General features: G+C 70.7%; 29 protein-coding genes and 1 tRNA gene. 17 read left to right on the forward strand and 13 right to left on the reverse strand.

The window, feature by feature from the left end; genetic code table 11:
• Nucleotides 1–345: 345 nt before the first annotated feature.
• Nucleotides 346–957, reverse strand: a complete 612-nt coding sequence (locus tag CF8_RS00995) for a sigma-70 family RNA polymerase sigma factor (protein WP_010831275.1) — start codon at nt 955–957, stop codon at nt 346–348.
• 90 nt (nt 958–1,047) lie between these two features.
• On the opposite strand from CF8_RS00995, the gene CF8_RS01000 reads away from it, so the two are divergent.
• Entirely contained in the window at nt 1,048–1,488 is a 441-nt protein-coding gene (locus CF8_RS01000; protein ID WP_010831276.1) for a MarR family winged helix-turn-helix transcriptional regulator, read from the forward strand.
• A gap of 55 nt (nt 1,489–1,543) precedes the next feature.
• Here CF8_RS01000 and CF8_RS01005 read toward each other — a convergent pair.
• Nucleotides 1,544–1,620 (reverse strand) — tRNA-Pro (locus tag CF8_RS01005).
• An 80-nt stretch (nt 1,621–1,700) separates the two neighbouring features.
• Nucleotides 1,701–2,636, reverse strand: a complete 936-nt coding sequence (locus CF8_RS01010) for a metallophosphoesterase (RefSeq protein ID WP_232211555.1) — start codon at nt 2,634–2,636, stop codon at nt 1,701–1,703.
• 26 nt (nt 2,637–2,662) lie between these two features.
• Here CF8_RS01010 and CF8_RS01015 point away from each other — a divergent pair, with 26 nt between their 5' ends.
• On the forward strand, nt 2,663–3,121 hold the full coding sequence (locus CF8_RS01015) for a GatB/YqeY domain-containing protein (RefSeq protein WP_010831278.1): 459 nt from the start codon (nt 2,663–2,665) through the stop codon (nt 3,119–3,121).
• Between the two features lie 3 nt (nt 3,122–3,124).
• Here CF8_RS01015 and CF8_RS01020 read toward each other — a convergent pair whose 3' ends face one another.
• Complete coding sequence (locus CF8_RS01020; RefSeq protein ID WP_036491832.1) at nt 3,125–5,518, reverse strand: penicillin-binding protein; 2,394 nt, start codon at nt 5,516–5,518, stop codon at nt 3,125–3,127.
• A gap of 233 nt (nt 5,519–5,751) precedes the next feature.
• Between CF8_RS01020 and CF8_RS01025 the strand changes: the two genes are divergently transcribed.
• Nucleotides 5,752–6,039: a WhiB family transcriptional regulator gene (locus CF8_RS01025; protein ID WP_010831280.1), complete on the forward strand. Its 288-nt coding sequence runs from the start codon at nt 5,752–5,754 to the stop codon at nt 6,037–6,039.
• A 36-nt stretch (nt 6,040–6,075) separates the two neighbouring features.
• On the opposite strand, the gene CF8_RS01030 is transcribed toward CF8_RS01025, so the two are convergent.
• Genes CF8_RS01030 through CF8_RS01040 form a run of 3 tightly spaced genes read right to left on the reverse strand, consistent with a single transcriptional unit; the run spans nt 6,076 to nt 9,058 of the window.
• The gene (locus CF8_RS01030; RefSeq protein WP_010831281.1) at nt 6,076–7,248 is read right to left on the reverse strand and encodes an ArsA family ATPase; all 1,173 of its coding nucleotides are present in this window, start codon (nt 7,246–7,248) and stop codon (nt 6,076–6,078) included.
• Complete coding sequence (locus tag CF8_RS01035) at nt 7,245–8,264, reverse strand: ArsA-related P-loop ATPase (RefSeq protein WP_010831282.1); 1,020 nt, start codon at nt 8,262–8,264, stop codon at nt 7,245–7,247. The genes CF8_RS01030 and CF8_RS01035 overlap by 4 nt, the downstream gene beginning before the upstream one ends.
• A 32-nt stretch (nt 8,265–8,296) precedes the next feature.
• Nucleotides 8,297–9,058, reverse strand: coding sequence for an IclR family transcriptional regulator (locus CF8_RS01040; protein WP_010831283.1), 762 nt, complete (start codon nt 9,056–9,058; stop codon nt 8,297–8,299).
• 129 nt (nt 9,059–9,187) lie between these two features.
• Here CF8_RS01040 and CF8_RS01045 point away from each other — a divergent pair, with 129 nt between their 5' ends.
• Nucleotides 9,188–9,955 carry a CoA transferase subunit A gene (locus CF8_RS01045; RefSeq protein ID WP_010831284.1) on the forward strand — a complete coding sequence of 256 codons (768 nt, stop codon included), beginning with the start codon at nt 9,188–9,190 and terminating at the stop codon, nt 9,953–9,955.
• Nucleotides 9,955–10,632, forward strand: a complete 678-nt coding sequence (locus tag CF8_RS01050) for a 3-oxoacid CoA-transferase subunit B (protein ID WP_010831285.1) — start codon at nt 9,955–9,957, stop codon at nt 10,630–10,632. The genes CF8_RS01045 and CF8_RS01050 overlap by 1 nt, the downstream gene beginning before the upstream one ends.
• Here CF8_RS01050 and CF8_RS01055 read toward each other — a convergent pair.
• Nucleotides 10,592–11,947 (reverse strand): MFS transporter, encoded by a 1,356-nt coding sequence (locus tag CF8_RS01055; RefSeq protein WP_107704710.1) that lies wholly within the window; start codon nt 11,945–11,947, stop codon nt 10,592–10,594. The genes CF8_RS01050 and CF8_RS01055 overlap by 41 nt on opposite strands.
• Nucleotides 11,948–12,044: 97 nt before the next feature.
• Between CF8_RS01055 and CF8_RS01060 the strand changes: the two genes are divergently transcribed.
• Nucleotides 12,045–13,082, forward strand: a complete 1,038-nt coding sequence (locus CF8_RS01060; RefSeq protein WP_036489944.1) for an LLM class flavin-dependent oxidoreductase — start codon at nt 12,045–12,047, stop codon at nt 13,080–13,082.
• Nucleotides 13,083–13,181: 99 nt separating this feature from the next.
• Entirely contained in the window at nt 13,182–14,630 is a 1,449-nt protein-coding gene (locus tag CF8_RS01065; RefSeq protein ID WP_010831288.1) for a purine-cytosine permease family protein, read from the forward strand.
• Here the strand turns inward: CF8_RS01065 and CF8_RS01070 are convergent.
• On the reverse strand, nt 14,627–15,022 hold the full coding sequence (locus CF8_RS01070; RefSeq protein WP_010831289.1) for a low affinity iron permease family protein: 396 nt from the start codon (nt 15,020–15,022) through the stop codon (nt 14,627–14,629). The genes CF8_RS01065 and CF8_RS01070 overlap by 4 nt on opposite strands.
• 98 nt (nt 15,023–15,120) lie before the next feature.
• Here CF8_RS01070 and CF8_RS22245 point away from each other — a divergent pair, with 98 nt between their 5' ends.
• From CF8_RS22245 to CF8_RS01090, 5 genes are all read left to right on the forward strand, one after another.
• Nucleotides 15,121–15,276, forward strand: coding sequence for a hypothetical protein (locus CF8_RS22245; protein ID WP_198016924.1), 156 nt, complete (start codon nt 15,121–15,123; stop codon nt 15,274–15,276).
• Entirely contained in the window at nt 15,276–15,737 is a 462-nt protein-coding gene (locus tag CF8_RS01075; RefSeq protein ID WP_010831290.1) for a RidA family protein, read from the forward strand. Before CF8_RS22245 ends, CF8_RS01075 begins: the two co-directional genes overlap by 1 nt.
• Before the next feature lie 4 nt (nt 15,738–15,741).
• Entirely contained in the window at nt 15,742–16,590 is an 849-nt protein-coding gene (locus tag CF8_RS01080; RefSeq protein ID WP_010831291.1) for an NUDIX hydrolase, read from the forward strand.
• Between the two features lie 64 nt (nt 16,591–16,654).
• Nucleotides 16,655–17,455 (forward strand): MBL fold metallo-hydrolase, encoded by an 801-nt coding sequence (locus CF8_RS01085; protein WP_010831292.1) that lies wholly within the window; start codon nt 16,655–16,657, stop codon nt 17,453–17,455.
• A gap of 39 nt (nt 17,456–17,494) precedes the next feature.
• Nucleotides 17,495–18,022, forward strand: a complete 528-nt coding sequence (locus CF8_RS01090; RefSeq protein WP_010831293.1) for a TIGR03086 family metal-binding protein — start codon at nt 17,495–17,497, stop codon at nt 18,020–18,022.
• Between the two features lie 91 nt (nt 18,023–18,113).
• Here the strand turns inward: CF8_RS01090 and CF8_RS01095 are convergent, their stop codons facing one another.
• Complete coding sequence (locus tag CF8_RS01095) at nt 18,114–19,133, reverse strand: aminotransferase class V-fold PLP-dependent enzyme (RefSeq protein WP_010831294.1); 1,020 nt, start codon at nt 19,131–19,133, stop codon at nt 18,114–18,116.
• 11 nt (nt 19,134–19,144) lie between these two features.
• Entirely contained in the window at nt 19,145–19,822 is a 678-nt protein-coding gene (locus CF8_RS01100) for a Crp/Fnr family transcriptional regulator (protein WP_010831295.1), read from the reverse strand.
• A gap of 136 nt (nt 19,823–19,958) precedes the next feature.
• On the opposite strand from CF8_RS01100, the gene nth reads away from it, so the two are divergent.
• The 4 genes from nth to CF8_RS01120 are packed head-to-tail and all read left to right on the forward strand — an operon-like array spanning nt 19,959 to nt 23,063.
• Nucleotides 19,959–20,678 carry an endonuclease III gene (gene nth / locus CF8_RS01105; protein ID WP_051204082.1) on the forward strand — a complete coding sequence of 240 codons (720 nt, stop codon included), beginning with the start codon at nt 19,959–19,961 and terminating at the stop codon, nt 20,676–20,678.
• Nucleotides 20,675–21,184: a TlpA family protein disulfide reductase gene (locus CF8_RS20580; protein ID WP_010831297.1), complete on the forward strand. Its 510-nt coding sequence runs from the start codon at nt 20,675–20,677 to the stop codon at nt 21,182–21,184. The genes nth and CF8_RS20580 overlap by 4 nt, the downstream gene beginning before the upstream one ends.
• On the forward strand, nt 21,181–21,882 hold the full coding sequence (locus CF8_RS01115; RefSeq protein WP_051204083.1) for an NUDIX hydrolase: 702 nt from the start codon (nt 21,181–21,183) through the stop codon (nt 21,880–21,882). Before CF8_RS20580 ends, CF8_RS01115 begins: the two co-directional genes overlap by 4 nt.
• A 5-nt stretch (nt 21,883–21,887) precedes the next feature.
• Entirely contained in the window at nt 21,888–23,063 is a 1,176-nt protein-coding gene (locus CF8_RS01120; RefSeq protein WP_010831299.1) for a MarP family serine protease, read from the forward strand.
• A 6-nt stretch (nt 23,064–23,069) separates the two neighbouring features.
• Here the strand turns inward: CF8_RS01120 and CF8_RS01125 are convergent, their stop codons facing one another.
• The gene (locus tag CF8_RS01125; RefSeq protein ID WP_010831300.1) at nt 23,070–23,480 is read right to left on the reverse strand and encodes a phage holin family protein; all 411 of its coding nucleotides are present in this window, start codon (nt 23,478–23,480) and stop codon (nt 23,070–23,072) included.
• 196 nt (nt 23,481–23,676) lie between these two features.
• Here CF8_RS01125 and nhaA point away from each other — a divergent pair, with 196 nt between their 5' ends.
• Nucleotides 23,677–25,065: a Na+/H+ antiporter NhaA gene (gene nhaA, locus CF8_RS01130; protein ID WP_010831301.1), complete on the forward strand. Its 1,389-nt coding sequence runs from the start codon at nt 23,677–23,679 to the stop codon at nt 25,063–25,065.
• Nucleotides 25,066–25,149: 84 nt separating this feature from the next.
• On the opposite strand, the gene CF8_RS22850 is transcribed toward nhaA, so the two are convergent.
• On the reverse strand, nt 25,150–25,720 hold a 571-nt coding region (locus CF8_RS22850; RefSeq protein ID WP_036489947.1), incomplete at its 5' end, for an AMP-binding enzyme.

Below are 25,720 nucleotides of genomic sequence, written 5' to 3' on the forward strand. Positions count from 1 at the left end.
CCGGCTCAGGGGGAGCGGTCGTCGCGGAGTCCTCGACGGGTGCGCCCGGCTCCGGCTGCTTGGCCTTCTTCTTGCGACCGAAACCGAACGACGGGAGCTCGAGCGAAGGGCCGTCGCCCTTGGGGTCCTTGTCAGCCATGCGGCGAAGTGTGCCAGAACCCGCGCGACCGGCGCGGCAGCCAGCCTCCACGCGGTCGCGGCACGCCCGCGTCGGTCATGGAACTCCACGCACCTGCGTGGACATTCAGCCCTGACAAGACGCAGGGACCCGAAGCTCCACGCACCTGCGTGGACCTTCACTGCGCGGTCGGGCCACGTCCCGGGCGGGTACGACGCCGAGGACCGCTAGGCCCAACCCGGGCCGATCTCGAGGGTGGGGATCTCGAGGTGGTCACGCAGGCGGACCAGCGCGGCCCGGATCCGGGACTTCGTGGTGCCGAGCGGAGCATGCATGAGGCGGGCGACGTCGGCGTAGGTGTGGCCGCCGAAGTAGGCGAGCTCGACCGCGCGCCGCTGGACGGGCGTGAGGGAGTCCAGGGCAGCGCGCACGCGTACGGCGGTCAGGTTGGCCTGCGCCTCGTCGAACGTGGTGTCCACGTCGGTCACGGCAGGACTGGCGTCGTGCCACTCGTCGTCGCGGCGCCGGGCAGCGCTGCTGGCGCGCACCCTGTCCACTGCTCGCCGGTGGGTGATGGTCAGCATCCACCCGGTCGCGCTGCCGCGGCGCGGGTCGAAGTGCGCCGGCTTGCGCCATACCTCGAGGAAGACGTCCTGGATGACCTCCTGGGCCTGGTGCGGGTCACCGAGGACCCGGACAGCGAGCCCGTAGGCACGATGTGCGAAGTCGTCGTAGAGCTGGGCGAACGCATCCTCGTCGGCACGGCCGGCGAGCACGAGCAGCTGGTTGAGCGGGTCCGGGGAATGCTCTGCCCCGGTTCGGGCCGTGCGTCCGCGCATCGTGCCTCCACATCTGCAAGACGGCCCCAGATACCTTGCGCAAAAGGGACTTGTCTACAAGGTAACGCGTTGCGTGCCAGAATGTGTCACATGGCCGACATCGAGGCTCCACCTCTTGCGGACCAGCTCTGCTTCGACCTCTACGCCGCTTCGCGAGCCGTCACGGCCGCCTACCGGCCCACGCTCGCGGCGCTGGGCCTGACGTATCCGCAGTACCTCGTGCTGATCGTCCTGTGGGAGCGCGACAGCTGCACCGTGCGCGAGATCGCGGACAGGCTCCGCCTCGACCACGGCACGCTGACCCCGCTGCTGCGCCGGATGGAGTTCGGTGGACTGATCGCTCGCCACCGTGACCACACCGACGAGCGCTTCGTCGTCGTCTCGCTGTCGAGCAAGGGCGACGAGCTGCGGCGGCACGGCGACCGGATCCAGTGCGACATGAAGGCAGCCATGGGGCTGAGCGAGCAGGAGTTCACCGACCTGCAGGTGACGCTGCGGGCGCTGACCGCCCGGGTCAGCGGCGAGGAGTAACGCCTCGGACGCAGAACACCCGGACCCACGTCTCCGTGGATCCGGGTGTCCTACTTGGTCGGGGTGACAGGATTTGAACCTGCGGCCTCGTCGTCCCGAACGACGCGCGCTACCAAGCTGCGCCACACCCCGATCCGCTGTCGCAATCGACGAGCGGCTGCGAAGCACGGCGAGCATACCCGAGCGTTTGGGGGCCCCTGAAATCGGGCCCGTCAGGCCTTCGGTATCAGTGTCATGAGCGTGGCCTCGGGCCGGCAGGCGACCCGGAAACGGACGTAGGGGTTGGTCCCGATCCCGGCCGAGACGTGCAGCCACGCCGAGCCCGGATCACCGGGGGCCGAGTCGGCCGGGTGGCGGTGCAGGCCTTTCGCGCGGGCGGGCTCGAGGTCACAGTTGGTGGTCAGCGCGCCGATGCCGGGCAGGCAGACCTGGCCGCCGTGGGTGTGGCCGGCGATGACGGCGTCGTAGCCGTCGGCGGCGTACTGGTCCAGGACGCGGAGGTACGGCGCGTGCGTGATCCCCAGTCGCACGTCGGCGTCCGGATCGGCGGGCCCGGCGACGGCCGCGAGGTCGTCGTAGTCGAGGTGGGGGTCGTCGACACCGGCCAGCGCGATCGTCGTGCCACCGACCGTGATGCGGGCGCGCTCGTTGCACAGGTGCAGCCAGCCGCGGTCGGAGAAGCGCGCCTTGAGCTCGCGCCAGGGCAGCTGCGCGGTGTCGGTGTTGCGATGGCCGCGGTCGGGCAGGAGGTAGCGCAGGGGGTTGCGCCAGCCGGGTGAGTAGTAGTCGTTGGAGCCGAAGACCGAGATGCCGGGCAGGTCGAGCAGCGGCCCGAGGGAGTCGAGCACGACCGGCACCGAGCGCATGTGCGCCAGGTTGTCACCGGTGTCGATCACCAGGTCGGGGGCGAGGTCGGCCAGCGAGCGCAGCCACTCCTGCTTGGCCCGCTGGTCGGGGGCCATGTGGATGTCGCTGAGGTGGAGGACCCGCAGCGCCTGCCTGCCGGCAGGCAGGATCGGCACGGTGACCTCGCGCAGGGTGTACTGCCGGGCCTCCCAGGCTGCGTACGACGCGAGCGCCAGGCCTGCACCCAGGCCCACGGCCGACGTCAGGCCGACGGGGCTACGCAACAACTCGGGCGAGGGCACGTGGCAAGGCTGCCACAATGGGTCCCATGAGTGCTCTGAAGGACCGTCTGCGTGCCGACCTGACCACCGCGATCAAGGCGCGCGACGAGGTCCGCTCCTCGACTCTGCGCATGGTGCTCACCGCGATCACCAACGCCGAGGTGGCGGGCAAGGTGCAGCGCGAGCTCTCCGACGACGACATCCTGGGCGTGCTGTCCACCGAGGCGAAGCGGCGCCGCGAGGCGGCCGTCGCGTTCGCGGACGGCGGGCGCACGGAGATGGCCGCCAAGGAGGTGGCCGAGGGTGAGGTCATCGCCGACTACCTCCCGGCGCCCCTCACCGAGGCGGAGATCGCCGAGCTCGTCACCGCTGCGATCGCCCAGACCGGCGCCGCCGACGAGGGCATGCGCGCGATGGGCAAGGTCATGGGCGTGGTCACGCCCCAGGTGAAGGGTCGCGCCGACGGCGGGGCCGTCGCCGCGGAGGTCCGCCGCCAGCTGGGCTAGGGGCTAGCCGTTGCCCTTGCCGTTGCCCTTGCCGTTCCCGTTGTTGCCCTTGTCGTCACCGCCACCGCCACCGTCACCGTCGCCCCCACCGTCGCCGCCCTTCTTGCCGCCGGTGTTGGTCGGGGGCGGGGGCGGGGGAGCCGGGACGTAGCCGGTCGACTGGTAGATCACGACCGTGTCGCCGGAGCCGAGCGAGGTGCCGGCTGCCGGAGAGGTCGACACGACGGCCTCCTTGGCGATCGTGGAGTTGAGGTAGCCGCCGAGCGAGGTCTCGAAGCCGGCGGTCTCGAGGGCCGCGCGGGCGGCCTTGAGGCTCAGGCCTGACACGTCGGGGACGGCGGTCAGCACGCCGGCGATCTCGTCACCGGCCGGGGCGCGGAAGTTTTCGTAGTCGAGCTTGTCGGAGATGGCGTCCATCGCCTCGCCCCAGATCGGGCCGGCCACGGTGGAACCGAACGCCTCACCGATGTAGGAGCCGCCGACGTACTGGCCGTTGAGGCTGACCCAGTGGCCGAGCGAGTTGGCGCCGGCCACCATCGAGGCAGTGGCGATCTGCGGGGTGTAGCCCACGAACCACACCGACATGTTGCCCTGGTTGGTCCCGGTCTTGCCGGCCGAGGGCTTGTCGATCGCGATGTTCTGGCCGAAGCCACCGGGCTCCATCACGCCGCGGAGCACGTCGTTGACCGCGTCGGCGGTGACGCCGGGCATCACCGTCTCGCAGGTCGTGCTGTAGTCCTTCACGGTGCTGCTGTCCGAGGCGAGGACCTGGGTGACCGGCAGCGCGTCACAGTGCAGGCCGCGGGCGCCGAAGGTGGCGTAGGCCTCGGCCATGGTCAGCGGGTCGGTGTCGGAAACGCCGAGGACCCAGGAGGGGACCTGCTGCTCCTCGGGCAGGGTGATGCCCATCTTCTGCGCCAGCTGGATGGGCTCGCACATGCCCGTCTGGGCCTCGAGCTGGGCGTAGAAGGTGTTCACCGACAGCTGGGTGCCGGTGTAGAGGTTGTAGTCCTGGTCGCCGCCGGTCGAGTTGGACACCGACCAGCCGCCGTCGCCGATGTAGGGGCCGTCGCAGGTCTCGAAGGAGGAGTCCGGGATGTCCATCTTGATCGGGGAGAAGATCGACTGGCTGAGGGGGATGTTCTGGTTGATCGCCGCGGCCAGGACGAACGCCTTGAACGTCGAGCCGGCCTGGAAGCCGTTGGCGTCGCCGTACTTCCGCGGGACGACGTAGTTGAGGTAGGTCTGGCCCGCCTCCTTGTCCTTGCCCATCGGGCGGGACTGCGCGAGCGCCTTGACGTAGCCGGTGCCGGGCTCGACCATCGCCAGCCCGCCGATCGCCTGGTCGGTCGGGTTGACGTGGTTGGAGACGGCCGCGTCGGCGCCTTCCTGGTAGTCCAGGTCGAGCGTGGTGTGGATGGTCAGGCCGCCCGACTGCAGGAGCCGCTTGCGGTCCTTGAGCGTCTCGCCGAGCGACTTGTCCTTGAGGAGGTAGTTGACGGCGTAGTCGCAGAAGAACGGCGCCCGGGACTGCTGGCAGCCGTTGGGGGACGGCTGGATCTTCAGGCCGAGTGGCTGCTCCTTGAGCTTGTCGGCCTGCTCCTGGGGGATGACGTTGAGCGTCGCCATCCGGTCGAGCACGACGTTGCGACGGGCGATCGAGCGCTCGGGGGAGTTGGTCGGGTCGTAGCCGGTCGGGTTCTTGACCAGGCCCGCCAGCGTCGCGGACTGGAGGTAGTTGAGGTTCTTGGCGTTCTTGGAGAAGTAGTGCTGGGCAGCCGCCTGGATGCCGTAGGCGCCGTCGCCGAAGTAGGCGATGTTGAGATAGCGCTCGAGGATCCAGTCCTTGGTGTAGTTCTTCTCGAAGGCGATGGCATAGCGCAGCTCGCGCAGCTTGCGGGCGTAGGTGTCGTCGGTGGCCGCGGCCGCCTCTTCCTTCGACTCCGCCTGGTTGAGCAGCGTCTGCTTGACCATCTGCTGGGTGATCGAGGAGCCGCCCTGCACCGAACCGCTCGCCTGGTTGGTCACGAAGGCGCGGATCGTGCCGCGGATGTCGAGGGCACCGTGCTGGTAGTAGCGGTCGTCCTCGATGGAGACGATCGCCTCGACCATCTTGCGCGAGATCTGCTGGAGGCCGACGTTGATGCGGTTCTGGTCGTAGAGCGAGGCGATGAGGTTGCCGTTGGCGTCGTAGATGCGTGTCTTCTGCGCCAGCTCCTTGGCCTCGAGCTCGTCGGGCAGGTTGACCATGCCCTTGCTGACGTCCTTCGCGGCGACGCCGAGGACTCCGGCGAACGGGATGGCGAGGCCGGCGACGAGAACGCCCAGGATCGCGGCCACGGCGCCCATGACAGCGAGGTGGGACAGGACAGAGGGCCTGCGATCGGGCGTCGGCATGGCCCCCAGAGTACGGGAGCCGACCAGACCGGCCCATTCGCCGTACCACACCTCACCAGCCGTTGGCAGGCGTTCGAACGCACGGCTGACCATCTGGTCTAGTCATATCGGACCATCAGTTTTAGCCAGAAGGTGCATTCATCAATCACTGCTTCTTGCATACGGTCATCGAGGGTCGAGGAGTGGTCGCTATGGGGGCGACCATCGGGAGCCCGACGAGATGGCGGAAAATCATGTGGGTTGAGGACTGGGCGCCGCGAGCGGCGTGCAAGCAGGACACTCCGGACGCGCTGTTCGTGCGCGGAGCCGAGCAGAACAAGGCGAAGCAGGTCTGTGCTTCGTGTCCCGTGCGCACCGAGTGCCTCGCGGAGGCGCTCGACAACCAGATCGAGTGGGGTGTCTGGGGCGGCATGACCGAGCGCGAGCGCCGTGCGTTGCTGCGCCGTCGGCCGCAGGCCTCCTGGCGCAACGTCCTCGAGTTGGCTCGCAACGAGCACGTCAACAACCCCGTCAACGTCTGACTAGTCGCAGCACCCTCTCGGGTCACCCGTCCCGGGTCACCCCTCGGCGAGCAGGTCGCCGACCCGCCGCAGGCCCTCGAGGTCGTGCACGTCGGTCGACAGCGCCGGCACGACGGCCGTCGCGACGCCGGGGTGCTCGGTGGACCAGCGCTCGCGCAGGTGTGCCTCGCGCATGACGATGCGCGCACGGTCGGCGTGCAGCCGCAGCAGTCCGGCGGTGGTCGAGTCGGGCTCGGTCGCGACCAACCGGTCGGCGGCGGCCGTCGCCTCCTCGACCGACAACACGGTCGACAGCGGCGGGCTGGCCCGGTTGACGACGAGACCGGCGAGCGGCATCTCGTCCTCGGTGAGCCGCTCCACGAAGTAGGCGGCCTCGCGCAACGCGTCCGGCTCGGGAGCAGCGACCACCACGAAGGCCGTGCCGTCGGCCTGCAGCAACGAGAAGGTCTTCTGCGCCCGCTGGCGGAAGCCGCCGAAGAGCGTGTCGAAGGCGGCCACGAACGTCTGCATGTCGCGCAGCACCTGGGCGCCGAGGATCTTGGTCAGCGCGTTGGTGATCATCGAGACGCCGGCCGTCATCAGCTTGGCCGGGCCACGGGCCGGAGCCAGCAGCAGCCGGATGAACCGACCGTCGAGGAAGCTGCTGAGCCGCTCCGGCGCGTCCAGGAAGTCGAGCGCCGAGCGCGAGGGCGGGGTGTCGACGACGATCAGGTCGTAGCTGCCGTCCAGCTGGGCCTGGGCGTGGATCTGGCCGAGCTTCTCCATGGCCATGTATTCCTGCGTGCCCGAGAACGAGCTGGACAGGGCGATGTAGAAGGGGTTGTCGAGGATCGCCCTCGCCTTCTCGGGGCTGGCCTGGCTGAGCACCACCTCGTCGAAGGTGCGCTTCATGTCGAGCATCATCGCGTCGAGGGAGCCACCGTTGGATCCGGAGTGCGGCACCGGTCGGGGCGTGTTGTCCAGGGCCTCGATCCCCATCGACTGGGCCAGCCGGCGGGCCGGGTCGATGGTCAGCACGACGACCTTGCGCCCGCGCTCGGCGGCACGCAGGGCGAGGGCAGCGGAGGTGGTGGTCTTGCCGACGCCGCCCGAGCCGCAGCAGACGATGATCCCGGTCGTGGGGTCGTCGATCAGGGCGTCGATGTCGAGGCGAGGGGCACGCTCGGTCGTGGCGGCCAGCGGGCCGACGCGTGGGCGGTGGGTGGTCATGCCAGTCCCTGGTCCTTCAGCTGGGCGGCCAGCTCGTAGAGCCCGCCGAGGTCGACACCGTCGGCCAGGCGGGGAAGCTCGTAGTGGGGAACGTCGAGCGCGCCCACAATCGCGCGCTGGGCGTCCTCGAGGGCACGACGCTCGGCGTGGTCGCGGGCCTCGAGGACCAGGGCGTCGACCATCTCGTGGGTGACGTCGACCTTGGCCGCCTGGAGGTCGGCGGTGATCTTCTCGCGGTCGAGGGTGCCCGTGCGAGCGGCCTTGAGGTCGGCCTGGCCGAGGTCGCGGGCACGGACGAGGTTGACGATGACCGCGCCGACCGGGAGCTGGGCTGCCCGCAGCTCCTTGATCCCGTCGGCCGTCTCCTGGACCGGCATCTCCTCGAGCACGGTGACGAGGTGCACCAGCGTCTTGGGCGATCGGAAGAGCGTCATCACCGTGTCGGCCTGGGTCTTGATCGGACCGACCTTGGCCAGCCCGGCGAGCTCGCCGTTGACGTTGAGGAACTGGGTGATCCGCCCGGTCGGCGGGGCGTCGAGCACGATCGCGTCGTAGGCGCGGGCCTTCTTGTTGCGCGCGTTGCGCCGCGCGGCTTCGTAGACCTTGCCGGTCAGGAGCACGTCGCGGACGCCCGGCGCGATGGTGGTCGCGAAGTCGATGACGCCGAAGCGGTCGAGCGCCTTCCCGGCGCGGCCGAGCTTGTAGTACATCGCGAGGTATTCGAGGAGGGCCGACTCCGCATCGATGTGCAGGGCGTGTACGGCGCCGGGCGCCACGTCACCGACCGGCAGCCCGCGCGCGATCCGGCGCTCCTCGTAGGGCAGCGGGTCGACGTCGAACATGCGGGCGATGCCCTGGCGGCCCTCGACCTCGCAGAGCAGGACGTCCTTGCCCGTCGAGGCCAGCGAGAGGGCGAGCGCCGCGGCGATGGTGGACTTGCCGGTGCCGCCCTTGCCGGTGACGACGTGCAGCTGGACGCCCGACCAGTCGAAGGGCTGCTCCGCGTGTGTGGTCACCGCTGCAGGATAGGGCGCCCGCCCCATCGCGGTCAGGCGCGCGGACGCAGTGTGCGGGAAAGCACATGTGCCTCGCGCAGGAGCAGCTCGCCCAGCTCGCGGCGCCGGGGAGCGCTGAAGCGCTGCTGGATGCCGGTCAGGCTGAGCGCCCACTGGGGGCGCTCGTCGGCGTCGAAGACCGCGGCGGCCATGCCCCAGCTGCCCTCGACGATCAGCCCCGGGTTGATCGCGAAGCCCGCCGCGCGGGTGCGCCTGACTCGGTCGCGGACGGCATCGGTGGTGTGCTGGTCGCCGTACTCGTCCACGAGGTCGACGCGGGCGAGGTAGGACTCCACCTCGGCGTCGTCGAGGAAGGCCAGGATCGCAAGCCCGGCGGAGGCGACTCCGAGCGGGAAGCGGATGCCCTCGTGCAGGACGTGGGACCTGATCGGGAAGCTGCCGTCCTCGCGCACCAGGCAGATGGTCTCGTCGCCCCGGCGGGCCGAGAAGAAGGCGCTCTCGCCGGTGGCGATGGACAGTCGCCGTACGACCGGCTGCGCCACCGCTGTCACGTCGTATCGCGATGCGGCGGCCGTGCCCAGGAAGTAGAGCTCGGGGCCGAGCAGCCAGTGGCCGTCCGGGTCGCGCTCGGCGAGGCCCGCATCGGCGAGCGACGCCAGCAGCCGGTGCGCCGTGGGTCGCGGGAGCCCGGCGGCGCGTGCCGCCTCGGACGTCGTCACGCCTGCTGGCTCGCGGGCGGAGACGGCCTTGAGGAGGGCGGCGACGCGTCCCACGACGTCGATCGGGGCGTCCATTCAATGAACGCTACTACGGAATGAAGATCGCAGAGCGAAAGATCCTCGGCCACTGGATGGTCGGGCGTTGACGGCCCGACCATGGTGCGCCTTGAATCGGGGCACCAACGAGTCTGCGGAGGAACCAGGATGGACAAGGTCGTCGAGAGTGCGGGTGCCGCGGTCGCGGACATCCCCGACGGAGCGACGATGTCGGTCGGTGGCTTCGGGCTGTGCGGCATCCCCACGGTGTTGATCGAAGCGGTGCTGGCGGCGGGGACCACGGACCTCGAGGCCGTCTCCAACAACTGCGGCGTCGACGACTGGGGCCTGGGTCGTCTGCTGATGGCCAAGAGGCTGCGGCGGATGGTGTCGTCGTACGTCGGGGAGAACAAGGAGTTCGCCCGGCAGTACCTCTCCGGGGAGCTCGAGGTTGAGCTCACGCCGCAGGGCACGCTCGCGGAGCGGATGCGGGCCGGCGGCTCCGGAATCCCGGCCTTCTTCACCGCCACCGGTGTCGGCACCCAGGTCGCCGAGGGCGGTCTGCCGTGGAAGTACGACGCCGAGGGCAACGTCTCGGTCGCCTCGCCGCCCAAGCAGACCCAGGTCTTCGCCACCCCCGAGGGCGAGCGGGAGTTCGTCCTCGAGCACGCCATCGTCGCCGACTTCGGGTTGGTGCGCGCCTGGAAGGGCGACCGCCACGGCAACCTGATCTACCGCGACTCCGCCCGCAACTTCAACCCGCTCGCTGCGATGTGCGGCCTGGTCACGATCGCCGAGGTCGAGGAGCTGGTCGAGCCCGGCGAGCTCGACCCCAACGACATCCACACTCCCGGCGTCTACGTCCAGCGGGTGGTCGCGCTGACGCCCGAGGAGGCCGCGGCCAAGCGGATCGAGAAGAGGACGGTGAGCTCCTGATGGCATGGACTCGTGAGGAGATGGCCGCGCGTGCGGCCTCCGAGCTGGTGGACGGCTCCTACGTCAACCTCGGCATCGGGCTGCCGACGCTGGTGCCCAACTACGTCGACGACGACGTGGAGCTGGTGCTGCAGTCGGAGAACGGCATCCTCGGCGTGGGCGCCTATCCCACCGAGGACGCCGTCGACGCCGACCTGATCAACGCCGGCAAGGAGACCGTGACCGTACGCCGCGGGGCGTCGTTCTTCGACTCCGCGACCTCCTTCGGGATGATCCGCGGCGGCAAGATCGACGCCGCGATCCTGGGTGCGATGCAGGTCTCCGCCGTCGGTGACATCGCCAACTGGATGATCCCCGGCAAGATGGTCAAGGGCATGGGCGGCGCGATGGACCTGGTGCACGGCGCCAAGCGCGTCATCGTGCTGATGGAGCACACCGCCAAGGACGGCGGGCTCAAGATCGTCAACGAGTGCTCGCTGCCCTACACCGGCAAGCGGGTCGTGCAGCGGATCATCACCGACCTGTGCGTGATCGACGTGATCGACCCGACCACCGGTGAGGTCGCCCCCTCGGGCACCCTCGGCGAGCGGGCGCTCCAGCTCGTCGAGCTCGCGCCGGGCGTCACCGAGGACGAGGTCAGGGCGAAGACGGAGCCGGAGCTGTTCGCCGCGAGGTGAGCACCCCCAGCACGCCGAGGACGATCGCGAAGACGAACACCGCGAGGAACGGGTTCGCACCTTCGCGCACAGCCGCGGCGAAGACCACGCCGGAGATCGACAGCGCCAGCGCCGCCCCGAGCGAGTCGGCGATCGAGAGGGCTGCGGAGTTGAAGCCGCGGTCGGCGTCGGTGGAGGCGTCGAGCATGGCCACGCTGGTGCGCGGATAGCCGAAGCCCATCCCGGCGCCGGCCAGGACATAGGTCGCCCCGGCGAGGAGGGCCGGGCCGTCGAGCCAGACCGTGAGCGACAGCGCGAGCACGCCGGCGAGGACGAGCAGCGAGCCGATCTCCATGGCGCGCACGTGCGAGACCCGGGCACCGAGCCGTGCCTGGAGCTGGCTCGACAGCGCCCACGTCACCCCGACGACGCTGAGCGCGATGCCGGCGCGGGCCGGCGTCAGCCCCCACTGCTCCTGCAGGACGTAAACGATGTAGGCCTCGGCGCAGAAGAAGCCGGCGCTCATCAGGCCGCGCGTGGCGATGACGGAGGGGAGTCCTGGCCGGCCCGTGAGCGCGCCGGGGGGCAACAGCCTGCTGAGGGCGAGTACGACGAGGACGAGCGCTCCGAGGGCACCGAACCCGGAGACGCCGCGGGCCGAGCCGAGCAGCTCGAGCGCGAGCACCGCGATCGCGCCGACGCTCGCCCAGGCCAGCCGCCCGAGCCCGGCCTCGGACACGCCGCTGTCGGTCCGCCGGCCCCGCAGCGAGGGCGCGATCAACAGCGCCGCCGCGGCGACGAACACGACGGCACCGAGGAAGACCCAGCGCCAACCGAAGGCGTCCGCGACGAGGGCTGCCAGTGCCGGGCCGAAGAGTGCCGGCAGCACCCACGCCGCGGCGAAGCTCGCGAAGATGCCGGGCTGCAGGGCGGGTGGGAAGACGAGGCCGACGAGGACGTAGACCCCCACGATCAGCGCGCCGCCGCCGAGTCCCTGGACGAGCCGGCCGCCGACGAGGATCTCCATCGACGGGGCCGCGCCACAGATCAGCAGACCCACCGAGAACAGCACCATCGACCAGAGCACCGGCGTCACCGGACCACGCCGGTCGCTCCACATCCCCGCAGCGACCATGCCGATCACCCCGCTGGCCAGCGGAGCAGCGAAGCTCAGCGCGTAGAGGTCGGCGCCGTCGAGGTCGCGCACCACGGTCGGCATCACCGTCGTGACCGCCATCGCCTCGAACGCCACGAAGCCGATCAGCGCGCACACGCCGATGGTGATGGCGGCGTACGTCGGGCTCAGCAGGCGTGGACTCGGAGCGGTCTCGGACATCAGGGTCACGATCGCAGACGCTAGGACTTCACGTGGACGTGAGGTCAAGCGGAGGAGGGGGCAGGAATAGTGGGCGGGGCTCGTCGTTGGGCCAGGTGTGACTCTCGCCCTCTCCGTGCTCGACCTCGTTCCCGTGCGCACCGACCAGACGACCGCGGATGCGGTGGCAGCAGCGAGATCGCTGGTGCAGGTGGCCGACGCCCACGACTACCGGCGCTACTGGGTGGCCGAGCACCACAACATGCCGGCCGTGGCGGCGACCAACCCGCCGGTGCTGATCGCGCTGCTGGCCGCGGCCACCTCGCGGATCCGCGTCGGGTCGGGCGGCGTCATGCTGCCCAACCACGAGCCGCTGGTCGTGGCGGAGCAGTTCGCCCTGCTGGAGGCGGCGTTCCCCGGCCGCATCGACCTCGGCATCGGTCGCGCGCCCGGCACCGACATGCTCACCCGCTACGTCCTGCGTGGAGGTGCGACGGCGGCGGCGGACGACGCGGTCGCGCAGTTCCCGCAGTACGTCGACGACGTGGCCACCCTCATGCACCCGGACGGCGTCGAGATGGCCGTCGGTGGCCGGCGCGAACCGCTGCGGGCGACGCCGAACGCGGCCAGCGTGCCGACGATCTGGCTGCTCGGGTCCTCGGACTACTCCGCGCGACTGGCCGCCGCGAAGGGCCTGCCCTACGTCTTCGCCCACCACTTCGCCGGCCGGGGCACGGCCGAGGCGATGGACCTCTACCGGTCGACGTACACACCGTCCGAGGCGCACCCGGAGCCGCGCACCTTCCTCACCGTCAACGCGGCCGTGGCCGAGACGGCGGAGGAGGCGCGCCGGCTCGCGCTGCCGCAGGCCCAGGCGATGGTCGCCCTGCGCACCGGCGGTCGGCTCGCGCCGCAGCTGCTCGTCGAGGACGCGGAGCAGGTCACGCTGCCCGCGCAGCACCAGCCGCTCGCCGACGCAATGCTGCGGCGCTGGGTCGTCGACGAGCCGGGCGCGGCGCGCGAGCGGATCGAGATGCTGGCTCGTGAGTACGGCGTCGACGAGGTGATGGTGCACCCGGTCGCGGGCGCGCACACCGGCACCCCGGCGGGGTCCTCCCCGGCCCGCGAGGCGACGCTGAAGCTGCTCGCCAGCTGACGTCGGTCTCGGATGCCAGACGATCCGGGAATTTCGGGGGTGTCGCGGAACGGTCGGCAGGAGTGTGATGGGGGGCACACCCCCTGAAGGAGCGTCACCATGACCACGACTTCCGACAGCACCGTGCCCGTGCGCGGTGTCGAGCGCCGTACGATCGATGTCATCCCGGCGGAGGAGCGGCACGGCACGCCGTTCAGCCAGTTCACGCTGTGGATGGGCGCCAACCTGCAGATCACCGCGATCGTCGACGGTGCGCTCGCGGTCGTCTTCGGCGCCGATGCCCTCTGGGCGATCATCGGCCTGTTCCTCGGCAACCTGCTCGGCGGCATCGTGATGGCGCTGCACTCGGCCCAGGGGCCGCGGCTCGGCCTGCCGCAGATGATCTCCAGCCGCGCGCAGTTCGGCATCTACGGTGCGATCGTGCCGCTGGTGCTGGTCATTGTGATGTACCTCGGTTTCACCGCGACCGGCACCGTGCTCGCCGGCCAGGCGATCAACGAGCTGCTACGCGTCGAGAACGCGACGATCGGCATCGTGCTGTTCGTGGCGATCGTCGCCGTGATCGCGATCGTGGGCTATCGCTGGATCCACGCCGTCGGCCGCTTCGCCAGCGTCCTCGGGGTGCTCGGGCTGGCCTACCTCGCCGTCCAGCTGGTCCGCAACCACGACGTGAGCGCGGCGTTCGCGGGCAACCAGTTCGACATCGTCACCTTCCTGCTCGCCGTCTCGCTGGCCGCCGGCTGGCAGCTCACCTACGGCCCCTACGTCGCCGACTACTCGCGTTACCTGCCCGCGGAGACGTCGCAGCGTTCGGTCTTCTGGTGGACGTACGGCGGAAGCGTGCTCGGCTCCCAGCTGTCGATGACCTTCGGTGCGATCGTCGCCGCGGTCGCCGGCGACGCGTTCCTCACCAACCAGGTCGGCTGGCTCGGCGGGCTCGCCTCCGGCGCGATCGTCGCCGGGCTGATCTATCTCCTCATCGTCGTCGGCAAGCTGACGGTCACCTGCCTCAACGCCTACGGCAGCTTCATGTGCGCGGCCACGATCACCACCGCGCTGACCGGGCGCCGGACGATGGGCAGCAACGCCCGCGCCGCCTTCGTGCTGCTGATGCTCGCGGCCTCGATGGGCATCGCCCTGTGGGCGAGCGCCGACTTCCTGAACAACTTCAAGAACTTCGTGCTGCTGCTGCTGATGGTCTTCACCCCGTGGTCGGCCATCAACCTCACCGACTACTACCTCGTCTCCAAGGAGCGCGTCGACCTGGCCGCGCTCTACGACCCCAAGGGCCGCTACGGCGGGTGGAACGCCGTCGCGCTGACGACGTACTTCGTCGGCGTACTGATCCAGGTGCCGTTCCTGGCGCAGAAGCTGTACACCGGGCCCGTCACCAAGGCCTTGGGTGGCGCCGACATCTCCTGGATCATCGGCCTCGTCGTGCCGGCCGTCATGTACTACGTGTGGGCCAGCCGCAACCCGCTCGCGCCGCCTGAGGAGGTCCCGCTCCCGAACGCCGACGCCTCCGGGAGGCCGTCCGCCATCTCCTAGTGCCGCTCCTCGAGGCCGACCGCCTCGCGGAGCCGCTCCACCGACGCGCGCAGCTCCTCGGAGTCGCGCGCGTGGTGGTCCATCAGGTCGGCCAGCGCCTCTGCGAGCACGTTGAGCTTCTCCTGCGACGACTCCTCGCTGCGCCGACCGGCGTTCTGGAGCAGGACGAGGAGCAGCAGCGACAAGACGGCCGAGCCCGTGTGCAGCGCGAGCTCCCACTTGGTGGTCGTCGACCACAACGGCTTGCTCGCGGCCCACAGGGCCAGGGCCACGAGGATGACCCCGAAGAACGGCGCCCGGCTGACGCGCTGGATGGCCGCGTCGACGAACCGCTCGAAGGCGTTGGGGGTGTTGTCGTGGCCGCGGTCCCCGGCGGCGTCGTTGCGCTCCATGGACGGAGGCTAGTTCGCGTGCTGCCGCGACCGCAGCAGGACGGGCCCTGCGTCAGGCCTGGGCTGGACGCCTGATGTCACCTGAGTAGGGTCGGCGCATGACTGTCTGGGAATACCAAGTGGCGCCGATCCCGCTCCACAACGAAGCACTGATGCTCAACAACTTCGGCCAGGACGGCTGGGAGCTGGTCGCGATCCACACCAACGCCCAGGGCGGTCTCGTGGCCTTCCTGAAGCGACCCAAGGCCGCCTGATGGGGGCCGAGGCCCGGCTCGAGGAGCTCGGGATCACGGTCCCCGACGTGGTGCCGCCGCTGGCGGCCTACGCCCCGGCGGTCCGGACCGGCAACCTCGTCTACACCGCCGGCCAGCTGCCCGCGCGCGACGGCGAGATGATCGCCGTCGGCAAGGTCGGTGGGTCGGTGACCGAGGAGCAGGGCTATGAGTGCGCGCGCCAGTGCGCCCTCAACGCGCTCGCCGCGATCCGGGCCGAGATCGGCTCGCTCGACAACATCACCCGCGTCGTGAAGGCCGTCGTCTTCGTCGCCTCCACCCCGGACTTCACGGGTCAGCCGAAGGTCGCCAACGGCGCGTCGGACTTCCTCGGCGAGGTGTTCGGCGACGTCGGTCGCCACGCACGCTCGGCCGTGGGCGTGCCGGTGCTCCCCCTCGACGTACCCGTCGAGGTCGAGCTCATCGTCGAAGTCGCGAGCTGACGCTGTGAAGCGGCCGCCGCTGCCCCAGGCCTTCGTCGACCAGGCTCGCGCCTACGAGACCGGGGAGGCGACGCCCGCCGAGCCGCGCAACGCCGCGACCGTCGTGCTGCTGCGTGACGGGGCGAGCGGTCCCGAGGTCTACCTCCTGCGCCGGCAGACGACGATGGCGTTCGCCGCCGGCATGTGCGTCTTCCCCGGTGGCGGTGTCGACCCGCGCGACTTCTCCGAGGACGTCGCCTGGGCAGGGCCGTCCGTCGCGGACTGGGCTGTGACGCTGGGCTGTGAGCCGGAGCTCGCCCGGGCGCTGGTCTGTGCGGCCGTCCGCGAGACCTTCGAGGAGTCGGGCGTGCTGCTGGCCGGACCGTCGGCCGACACCGTCGTCGAGGACACCACCGGCGACGACTGGGAGGCAGACCGGGTCGCGCTCGAGACGCGCTCGCTGTCCATGACGGACTTCCTCGTACGCCGCGGGCTGGTCCTGCGCACCGACCTGCTCGGCGCCTGGTCGGGCTGGCTGACGCCGGTCTTCGAGCCGAAGCGCTACCGCACGTGGTTCTTCGTCGCGGTCCTGCCCGGCGCCCAGACGACGCGCGACGTCTCCTCCGAGTCGTCGTCGGTGACCTGGCGGCGCGCGCTCGATGCGGTCGCCGACGTCGAGTCCGGCGAGATGCTGATGCTGCCGCCGACGTACCTCACCTGCCTGGAGATCGGGCAGCTCGGCTCGTCCGCTGCGGCGCTCGCGGCATCGCGGTCGCGGACCGTCGACATGTTCACGCCCGAGGTGATCTCGTCGGGGGCCGACTTCATCCTCTCGACCCCGCCGGCCTACGAGGCGTTGCTGGAGTCACGATGAGCTTCACCCCACGACGTTCTTCTCCCCCGCTGCGCTCCTCCGAACAACGTCGCGGGGACCCCGAATGACCTGGGACGGCGGGACCTTCGGCTCCTCGGCGACCTGCGTGCTGGCGCCGAACGCCGACATCATGACGCTCGACGGCACGAACACCTGGGTGCTCTCCTCGGGCTCGCAGTCGCTGGTCATCGACCCCGGGCCGTCGATCGAGTCCCACCTCGCCGCGGTGTCCGCCGTCGGGCAGGACGTCGTCGGGGTGCTGCTGACGCACCACCACCTCGACCACAGTGAGGCCGCGCGCGAGTTCGCCTCTGCGCACGGGTGCGGGGTGCGGGCGCTGGATCCCGCCTACAGACTGGGTTCTGAGGGCCTCGGCGCCGGCGACGTGGTGACGGTCGGCTCGCTCGAGGTGCACGTCGTCGCCACCCCGGGCCACACCGCCGACTCGCTCTCCTTCGTGGTGCCGTCCGAGTCGGCCGTGCTGACCGGTGACACCGTCCTCGGTCGCGGCACCACCGTCGTCGCCCACCCCGACGGCTCACTCGGCGCCTACCTCTCCTCGCTCGACCGCCTGCACGCGCTGTGCTCGGAGCAGGGGATCACCTCCATCTGGCCGGGCCACGGGCCGGTCATCGACAACGCGCTCGGGGCGCTGGACTACTACATCGCGCATCGCCGTACCCGCCTCGACCAGGTCCGCGACGCCGTCGCGACCCTCACCGCGCAGCCGCACCCCGAGGGCATCGCGGCCGACGAGCTGCCGCGTCGCGTCGTCGAGCTGGTCTATGACGACGTCGACCCGGTGCTGTGGGGCGCGGCCGAGCTGTCGGTGCGCGCGCAGCTGGCCTACCTCGCCTCGTCCTGACCTGTTGTGGTCGGCCCGCGGCGGGCCTAGCGTGAAGGCATGAGCCAGCCCATCGTCACGCTGTCCCGCGCCCTCGACCAGGCCAGCGACGTGCTCGCCACCGTGCACGCCGACGACCTGGACAAGCCGACGCCGTGCGGCGACTGGTCCGTGCGCGACCTCGCGGCCCACCTCGCCGTCGGGCCGGCTCGGTTCCTGCAGATGTCGCGCGGGGAGGAGGTCGACTGGTCCTCTGACGCACGCGTCCCCGACGGCACCTGGGCCACGACCTTCCGCGCCGGCGCCGACGACCTGATCCACCACTGGCACGGCGAGCCGGCAGACAAGGCCGCAGGAGCCGGGTGGCAGACCGCCGAGGTCGCCGTGCACACCTGGGACCTCGCACGCGCGCTCGGGCGCGACAGCGACCTCGACGACGAGGTCGCGGAGGCGGGGTTGGCGTTCCTGACGGGTGCGTTGACCGAGGACAACCGTGGGTCGGTCTTCGCACCGCCCGTCTCCGTGCCCGACGATGCGTCGCCGTACGACCGGCTCGCGGCGTTCGCCGGGCGGGATCCACGCGCCTGAGCCGGCTGGAGGCGACCGGATCGTCGGACGTCCCGCGTCGCCACCTTGCACGACGCAGGCGACCCGGCGCCCGGGTGGTAGCCCGGCAGGACTATTTCAGGACGCGTAACGCGGCAGTGACGTCGGCCGACGAGTTGTAGAGGTGGAAGGACAGGCGCAGCCGCCCGGCGCGCACGGCCGCGACGATGCCGGCCTCGGCCAGTCGGGCGGCGATGTCGCCCGGCGCCTCGACGGAGACGATCGCGGAGTCGCCGGCGGGCAGGCCGAGGCCGTCGCGGAAGGCGTTGGCGAGGGCGACGTCGTGGGCGTGGATGCGCTCGATGCCGATCTCGAGGAGCAGGTCGAGGGCCGGCACGTGGCCGACCCAGCAGCCCCAAGCGGGGGAGACGTCGTAGCGCCGGGCGTCGCCGGCCAGACGCAGGGGCGGGCCGTAGATGGCGTCCCAGCGGGACTCGCCGGCATACCAGCCCGCGGCGAGCTCGGGCAGCGCCGGCGCGGTGGGGCTGACCGCGAAGAAGCAGGTGCCGCGGGGGCCGAGCAGCCACTTGTAGCCGCCGCCCACGACGTAGTCGGCCTCCAGGTCCGTCAGCGGGAGCCAGCCGGCGGCCTGGGTGACGTCGACCAGCGTGAGGGCTCCCGAGGCGCGCGCCGCGGACGCCAGCGCCGACAGGTCGACCAGCCTGCCGTCGGCGGACTGCACCGCTGACACCGCCACGAGGTCGACGTCGGACGTGATCGAGTCGACAAGCCGCTCGAGCGGCACCAGGCGCACGTCGAGATCGGCGCGCAGGAACGGGAAGAGGACCGACGTGAAGTCCTCCTCGGCGGCGAGCACGACGCTGCGCGGGCGCAGCGAGGCTGCCACGAGTCCGACGAACTGGCTGGCCTGCGAGCCCGTGGCGACCTCGCTCGGATCGCGACCCAGGAGGGTCGCGAAGGCCGCACGGCCGCGGTCGACGTACGCATCGATCGCAACCGCGTCGATGGTGCCGGCCTGGCGCGACTCCTCGTAGGAGCGCATCGCCGCGACGCTGCGCAGCGGGGCGAGGCCGAGGGTGGCGGAATTGAGAAAGACCCCGGCAGGAGCGAACTCCGCCGGGGCCAGACTCATGAGTGGATCGATCAGCGTGCGCGCTTGGAGAGGCGCTCGACGTCCATGATCACGACCGAGCGCGGCTCGAGCCGCAGCCAGCCGCGCGAGGCGAAGTCGGCCAGTGCCTTGTTGACCGTCTCGCGGGAGGCGCCGACCAGCTGGGCGAGCTCCTCCTGCGTGAGGTCGTGGTGCACGTGGACGCCGTCATCGGCGGTGCGGCCGAAGCGGTCGGCGAGGTCGAGCAGCGCCTTGGCGACACGGCCGGGGACGTCGGAGAAGACCAGGTCGGCCACGACGTCGTTGGACTTGCGCAGGCGGGACGCGAGCTGCGAGAGCAGGCCGCGGGCGACGATCGGGCGACCGTCGAGCCAGCGCAGCAGGTCTTCGTGGGACAGCGAGGCGAAGGTGGCGTCGGTGACGGCCGTGACCGTGGCCGAGCGCGGGCCGGGGTCGAAGAGCGAGAGCTCGCCGAACATCTGGCCGGGGCCCATGATGGCGAGGAGGTTCTCCCGACCGTCAGCAGCGGAGCGGCCGAGCTTCACCTTGCCCTCGGCGACGATGTAGAGCTTGTCGCCCGAATCGCCCTCGTGGAACAACACGTCGCCGCGGCGCAGTCTCGTCTCGGCCATCGAGTTGCGCAGCGCGGTGGCTGCCTCGTCGTCGAGCGCGCTGAACAGCGGAGCCTGACGCAACACGTCGTTGTCCACCGGTGTCCTCCAACCTATGGGCCTGCCTGAACGTGGGAATCCTAGCCGTGGTCTGTGTCACATGAGGCCATCGGGGCCCATCAGACCACATGTGACCACCCCGTGGCGTGTCGGTGGCGGGTCGTAGGCTGCCCACGTGCCGCCTCGTCCTGCCCTCGTGAACCCACCCGACACCTCCCTGGTGCGCCGGGCGCGCAAGGTCAACCGGGTGCTGGCCGAGACCTACCCCGAGGCCCGCTGCGAGCTCGACTTCGACGACCCCTTCCAGCTGCTCGTCGTCACCGTCCTGAGCGCGCAGACGACCGACCGCCGGGTCAATGCCGTGCGCCCGACGCTGTTCGCCGCCTATCCCGATCCGGTCGCGATGGCGGGCGCGCCGCGCGAGCTGCTCGAGCAGATCGTCGGTCCGCTCGGGTTCTTCCGGGCCAAGACCGACGCCCTCCTCAAGCTCAGCCAGGCGCTCGTCGAGCGCTACGACGGCCAGGTCCCCGGCCGCCTCGAAGACCTGGTCACGCTGCCCGGGGTCGGTCGCAAGACCGCCAACGTCGTGCTCGGCAACGCCTTCGACGTCCCCGGCATCACCGTCGACACCCACTTCGGCCGGCTCGTGCGCCGCTTCGGCTGGACCGAGGAGACCGAGCCGGTGAAGGTCGAGCACGCCATCGCCGCGCTCTTCCCCAAGCGCGACTGGACGATGCTCTCCCACCACGTCATCTGGCACGGCCGTCGTCGCTGCCACGCGAAGAAGCCCGCGTGTGGCGCGTGCCCGCTCGCCAGGCTCTGCCCCTCCTTCGGCGTCGGCCCGACCGATCCGATCGAGGCCGAGAAGCTGGTCAAGACCCAGGGGCCGGCGTGATCCGCGCGCTCGTGGCCGTCGTCGCGTGCCTGGCACTGGTCGGGTGCGCGTCGGGCGCGACCGACCAAGCCACCGACGACCGGCTGCCCGACCTCACCCTGGCCGGCTTCGACGGCGCACCGCCCGTCGACCTCGGCGAGCTCCCCGGCCCGGCCGTGATCTCCGTGTGGGCCTCCTGGTGCGGCCCCTGCCGGCGGGAGATGCCGATCCTCGAGGAGTTCCACGCGACGTACGGCCACCGCGTCGCCCTGCTCGGCATCGACTTCCAGGACCGTCAGACCGAGAAGGCCCGGGCGCTCGTCGAGCAGACCGGCGTGACCTATCCCCTCGTCGAGGACGAGGCCGGCGACATCAACGGGCGTGGCGCGTTCCCCCTGCTGCGCGGGTTGCCGGCGGTGGCGTTCGTCGCCGACGACGGCACGGTCGCCCACGTCGAGGCGGTCGAGATCGAGTCCGTCGACCAGCTCGTGTCGATGGTCGAGGAGCACCTCGGGGAGGAGCTGTGAGCCTCCCGTCCTGGTTGGCGCCGATCGCGGAGGGCGCGGAGTCGATCACGGTCCACGAGCTGACCCGCTTCATGCCGCCCGAGGACAGCGACGCCCGGCGCGGCGCCGTGCTGATCCTCTTCGCCGACGTCGACGGTGACGGCCGGGGCGAGCTACTGCTGACGGAGCGGGCACACCACATGCGCTCCCACCCGGGCCAGGTCTCCTTCCCCGGCGGCACCATCGACCCCGGGGAGAGTGCCGTCGAGGCAGCGGTGCGCGAGGCGCAGGAGGAGATCGGGCTCGACCCGGCCGAGATCGAGGTGTTCGCCGAGCTGCCCGAGCTGTGGCTGCCGCCGTCCAACTTCGCCGTCACACCGGTCCTCGGCTACTGGCGCCACCGCGGCGAGGTGAGCGTCGTCAGCCCCGACGAGGTGCACGAGATCCACCACGTCGACATCGACGACCTGCTCGACCCCGCCAACCGGATCAGCGTCCGCCACCCGTCCGGCTGGCTCGGGCCGGGGTTCCTGATCGGGCCCGACCGAGACGTCATCCTGTGGGGCTTCACGGCCGGGATCATCGCCCGGCTCTTCGACTTCGTGGGCTGGTCGGGGGAGTGGGACACCAACCAGGTGCGTGACCTGCCGGACTACATGCTGCAAGGTGATCCCACACCGGCCGTCCAGACGCGGCCGAACACCCGCCTCGAGGAGTAGCCCGCGTGAACATCCTCGACTGGTGCCTGCTGGCACTCGTGGGCGTCTATGCCCTGTCGGGCTACTGGCAAGGATTCGTCACCGGGGCCTTCGCGACCGCGGGCCTGCTGTGCGGCGGGCTCTTCGGTGTGTGGGTCGCGCCGATCGCGCTCGGCGACGCCGAGCCCTCGCTGTGGGTCTCCCTCGGTGCGCTGTTCATCGTGATCCTGTCCGCGTCCCTGGGCCAGGCCCTGCTGCAGTACGTCGGCGCCCGCATCCGCGCCCGCATCAAGTGGCAGCCGATCCGTGCGGTCGACGCGATCGGCGGCGCCGCCCTCAGCGCGGTGGCGGTGCTGCTCGTCTCGTGGGCCCTCGGCGTCGCGATCTCCGGGTCGAGGATCGGCGCGATCACCCCGCTCGTGCGCGAGTCGAGAGTGCTCTCCGAGGTCGACAAGGTGCTGCCCGCCCGCGCCTCCGACGTGCTGGGTGCCTTCAACAACGTGGTCGGCACGACCTTCTTCCCGCGCTACCTCGAGCCGTTCGCTCCCGAGCGGATCGTCAAGGTCGGCCCCGGCCCGCAGCGCCTGCTGAGCGACCCCGACGTGCTGGCCGCGGCACCCAGCGTGCTCAAGGTGCGGGGGAGCAACAACTGCGGGAGCGGCGTCGAGGGGACCGGCTTCCTCTACTCACCCGGGCGGCTGATGACCAACGCCCACGTCGTGGCAGGGGTCGACAACCCGGAGGTCGAGATCGGCGGGGTCGCCGTGCCCGCGAGCGTCGTCGTCTACAACCCCCGCATCGACGTCGCCGTGCTCGCGGTCGACGAGGGCGACCTGCCCCACCTCGTGTTCGACAAGGACGCCGAGGCCCAGGACGGGGTGGCCGTGCTCGGCTACCCGCAGGACGGGCCCTACGACGTCCAGACCGGCCGCATCCGGTCCGAGCAGCGGCTGCGCTCGCCCGACATCTACGGCGAGGGCACGGTGCTGCGTGACGTCTTCTCGCTGCGCGCGCTCATCCGGCAGGGCAACTCCGGCGGCCCGATCGTCAACTCGTCCGGGGACGTCGTGGGGCTGATCTTCGCGGCGTCGGTGACCGATCGCGACACGGGCTATGCGCTCACCGCCGGGCAGATCGCGGAGAGCGCCGCCCTGGGCGTCACGTCCTCGGCCGAGGTGGACACCGGGAGCTGCGCCGGCTGATCGCGGTCAGCCGCGACCGCGGAGGGCGGAGGGGATCTCCTTGCCCTGCGAGATCGCGCGCTCGGGGGCCTTGACCTGCTTGACCTGCTTGATGCCGATGAAGGCCAGGAGGCCGGCGATCAGGAGGTAGACGACCATCACGATCAGGAAGCACCACGCCAGGTCGAGCCCGGTCATGTGGATGAAGTAGGCGAACGCCACCGACAACATGATGATCGCGAGCAGGGCGAGGAAGCCCGCGGCCGCGAACAGGCCGATGCCGACGCCGCCGTGCTTGAAGCTGACCTTGAGCTCCGACTTGGCCAGCTCGATCTCCTTGGAGATCAACGTCGAGATGTCTCGGCTGGCGTCGATGACGAGAGCGCCGATCGTGGGATCGGTGTCCCTGCCGGTCGGCGTGGTCGGAACCTGGGCCATGGGCGTTCCTTCGCGAATGTGTTGCCGCGTTGTACGGCGCGGGTTGACCCGTCCGACCCTACACAAGCCGACCGCTCCGGTCGGCCCGCCCGGTGATCGCCGCTAGGCTGGACGTCAGGTGAGCCGGGAAGTCTGGTCGGCCCGTGACGTCTCTCGTCGCGGATCTGAGTTCAGCGACCCGAAAGGCGCCGCCCGCATGCCGATCACCCCCCACGGATCCTCCGAGCTCGACGACGACGACGTCTGGAACACCGGCCCGTCCTACCTCGCCAGCAACAAGCCGCTGGCCAGGCTCGTCGCCCGCCCGATCCGCGAGTTCCTCCGTGTGGAGGCAGCCGGTTCGGTGCTGCTGCTCGTCGCCGCGGTCGTCGCGCTGATCTGGGCGAACAGCCCGGCCTCCTCGTCCTACGACACCTTCTGGCACACCCCGATCGGCCTCGACATCGGCAGCTTCCGGCTCGAGGAGTCGCTGCAGCACTGGGTGAACGACGCGCTGATGGTGATCTTCTTCTTCGTCGTCGGGCTCGAGATCAAGTACGAGGTCGTCAACGGCGACCTGCGCGACCCCAAGACGGCCGCACTGCCGATCATCGCCGCGATCGGCGGGATGGTGGTCCCGGCCGGGCTCTACCTCCTGGTTGCCGGCGGTGGTGAGGCCGGTGCGGGGTGGGGCATCCCGATGGCCACCGACATCGCCTTCGCGGTCGGCGTGCTCGGGGTGCTGGGTCGACGGATCCCGTCTGCGCTGCGCCTCTTCCTGCTGACGCTGGCGATCGTCGACGACATCGGCGCGATCATCGTCATCGCGGTGTTCTACACCGCGTCGCTCGAGCTGTGGTGGCTCGCGCTCGCCGTCGGCCTGCTGGCGCTGATGATCGCGCTCCAGAAGGCGCGCGTGTGGGCCGTGACCGTCTATGTCGTGATCGGCGTGGCGACCTGGTTCGCCCTGCTCCAGTCGGGCGTGCACGCCACCTTGGCCGGAGTCGCGATCGGCCTCATCACCCCCGCACGCCCCTTGCTCAACGAGGACGTCGCGCGCCGCCACGCCCGCCAGGCGCTGAGCGACAACCGCCTCGACTCCGACGAGCTCGGCCGCCTGCGCTTCCTGCTCGGCGAGTCGGTGCCGATGGTCGAGCGGCTGCAGTCCACGCTGCACCCGCTGTCGTCGTACGTCGTGCTGCCGATCTTCGCACTGGCCAACGCCGGCGTCGCGCTGGGCGGGTTCGGTGACGCGCTCACGTCGCCGGTGGCCCTGGGGATCATGGCCGGGCTGGTGCTCGGCAAGCCCGTCGGGATCGTGCTCGCCTCGTTCATCGCGGTGAAGGCCGGGCTGGGAAGGCTGCCCGACAGCTCGACGTGGCCGATGGTCGCCGGTGTCGGCGCCGTCGCGGGCGTCGGTTTCACGGTGTCGCTGTTCATCGCGGGGCTGTCGTTCCCCGACTCGCCGGGGCTCACCGACGACGCCAAGGTGGGGATCCTGGTCGCGTCGCTGCTCGCTGCGGCGGTCGGCGTCGCCGTACTCCTGCTGGCGGGACGTCCCGGCGCGGACGGGGCCCCCTCGCCCGAGGACTCCGGCGCCTCCTGAGGCAGGTCCAGCCCGGGAGCGTCAGACGAACCCGCACCAACAGGTGCGGGTTCGTATGACGGATGGCGCGCCAGCGCCGGGAGGTCAGTCCTCCGAGGAGGACCCTTCCTTGCTCTTGATCAGGTCCATGACCGTGGAGTCGGCGAGCGTGGTCACGTCGCCGACCTCGCGGTGCTCGGCGACGTCCTTGAGCAGGCGGCGCATGATCTTGCCGGAGCGGGTCTTGGGCAGCTCGGGCACGATCATGATCTGGCGCGGCTTGGCGATCGCGCCGATCTCCTTCGCGACGTGCTTGCGGAGGTCCTCGACGATGTCGGGGCCGCCGTCGCCGGCCGCCTCGCGCAGGATCACGAACGCGCAGACCGCCTGGCCGGTCATGTCGTCGGCAGCCCCCACCACGGCCGCCTCGGCGACCTTCGGGTGGGACACGAGCGCCGACTCGATCTCGGTGGTGGACAGGCGGTGGCCGGAGACGTTCATGACGTCGTCGACGCGGCCGAGCAGCCAGATGTCGCCGTCGTTGTCGAGCTTGGCGCCGTCGCCGGCGAAGTAGAGACCGTCCCAGCGTGACCAGTAGGTGTCGATGAACCGCTGGTCGTCGCCCCACAGGGTGCGCAGCATCGCCGGCCACGGCTCGCGGATCACGAGGTAGCCG

It is taken from the genome of Nocardioides sp. CF8, assembly GCF_000389985.1.
Lineage (GTDB): Bacteria > Actinomycetota > Actinomycetes > Propionibacteriales > Nocardioidaceae > Nocardioides > Nocardioides allogilvus.

Excerpts from the sequence above, each read along its gene's own strand:
- CF8_RS00995 (WP_010831275.1), bottom strand. The coding sequence starts at position 957 with ATGCGCGGACGCACGGCCCGAACCGGGGCAGAGCATTCCCCGGACCCG.
- CF8_RS01000 (WP_010831276.1), top strand. The coding sequence starts at position 1,048 with ATGGCCGACATCGAGGCTCCACCTCTTGCGGACCAGCTCTGCTTCGAC.
- CF8_RS01015 (WP_010831278.1), top strand. The coding sequence starts at position 2,663 with ATGAGTGCTCTGAAGGACCGTCTGCGTGCCGACCTGACCACCGCGATC.
- CF8_RS01020 (WP_036491832.1), bottom strand. The coding sequence starts at position 5,518 with ATGCCGACGCCCGATCGCAGGCCCTCTGTCCTGTCCCACCTCGCTGTC.
- CF8_RS01025 (WP_010831280.1), top strand. The coding sequence starts at position 5,752 with ATGTGGGTTGAGGACTGGGCGCCGCGAGCGGCGTGCAAGCAGGACACT.
- CF8_RS01030 (WP_010831281.1), bottom strand. The coding sequence starts at position 7,248 with ATGACCACCCACCGCCCACGCGTCGGCCCGCTGGCCGCCACGACCGAG.
- CF8_RS01040 (WP_010831283.1), bottom strand. The coding sequence starts at position 9,058 with ATGGACGCCCCGATCGACGTCGTGGGACGCGTCGCCGCCCTCCTCAAG.
- CF8_RS01045 (WP_010831284.1), top strand. The coding sequence starts at position 9,188 with ATGGACAAGGTCGTCGAGAGTGCGGGTGCCGCGGTCGCGGACATCCCC.
- CF8_RS01050 (WP_010831285.1), top strand. The coding sequence starts at position 9,955 with ATGGCATGGACTCGTGAGGAGATGGCCGCGCGTGCGGCCTCCGAGCTG.
- CF8_RS01055 (WP_107704710.1), bottom strand. The coding sequence starts at position 11,947 with ATGTCCGAGACCGCTCCGAGTCCACGCCTGCTGAGCCCGACGTACGCC.
- CF8_RS01065 (WP_010831288.1), top strand. The coding sequence starts at position 13,182 with ATGACCACGACTTCCGACAGCACCGTGCCCGTGCGCGGTGTCGAGCGC.
- CF8_RS01070 (WP_010831289.1), bottom strand. The coding sequence starts at position 15,022 with ATGGAGCGCAACGACGCCGCCGGGGACCGCGGCCACGACAACACCCCC.
- CF8_RS22245 (WP_198016924.1), top strand. The coding sequence starts at position 15,121 with ATGACTGTCTGGGAATACCAAGTGGCGCCGATCCCGCTCCACAACGAA.
- CF8_RS01075 (WP_010831290.1), top strand. The coding sequence starts at position 15,276 with ATGGGGGCCGAGGCCCGGCTCGAGGAGCTCGGGATCACGGTCCCCGAC.
- CF8_RS01085 (WP_010831292.1), top strand. The coding sequence starts at position 16,655 with ATGACCTGGGACGGCGGGACCTTCGGCTCCTCGGCGACCTGCGTGCTG.
- CF8_RS01090 (WP_010831293.1), top strand. The coding sequence starts at position 17,495 with ATGAGCCAGCCCATCGTCACGCTGTCCCGCGCCCTCGACCAGGCCAGC.
- CF8_RS01095 (WP_010831294.1), bottom strand. The coding sequence starts at position 19,133 with ATGAGTCTGGCCCCGGCGGAGTTCGCTCCTGCCGGGGTCTTTCTCAAT.
- CF8_RS01125 (WP_010831300.1), bottom strand. The coding sequence starts at position 23,480 with ATGGCCCAGGTTCCGACCACGCCGACCGGCAGGGACACCGATCCCACG.
- nhaA (WP_010831301.1), top strand. The coding sequence starts at position 23,677 with ATGCCGATCACCCCCCACGGATCCTCCGAGCTCGACGACGACGACGTC.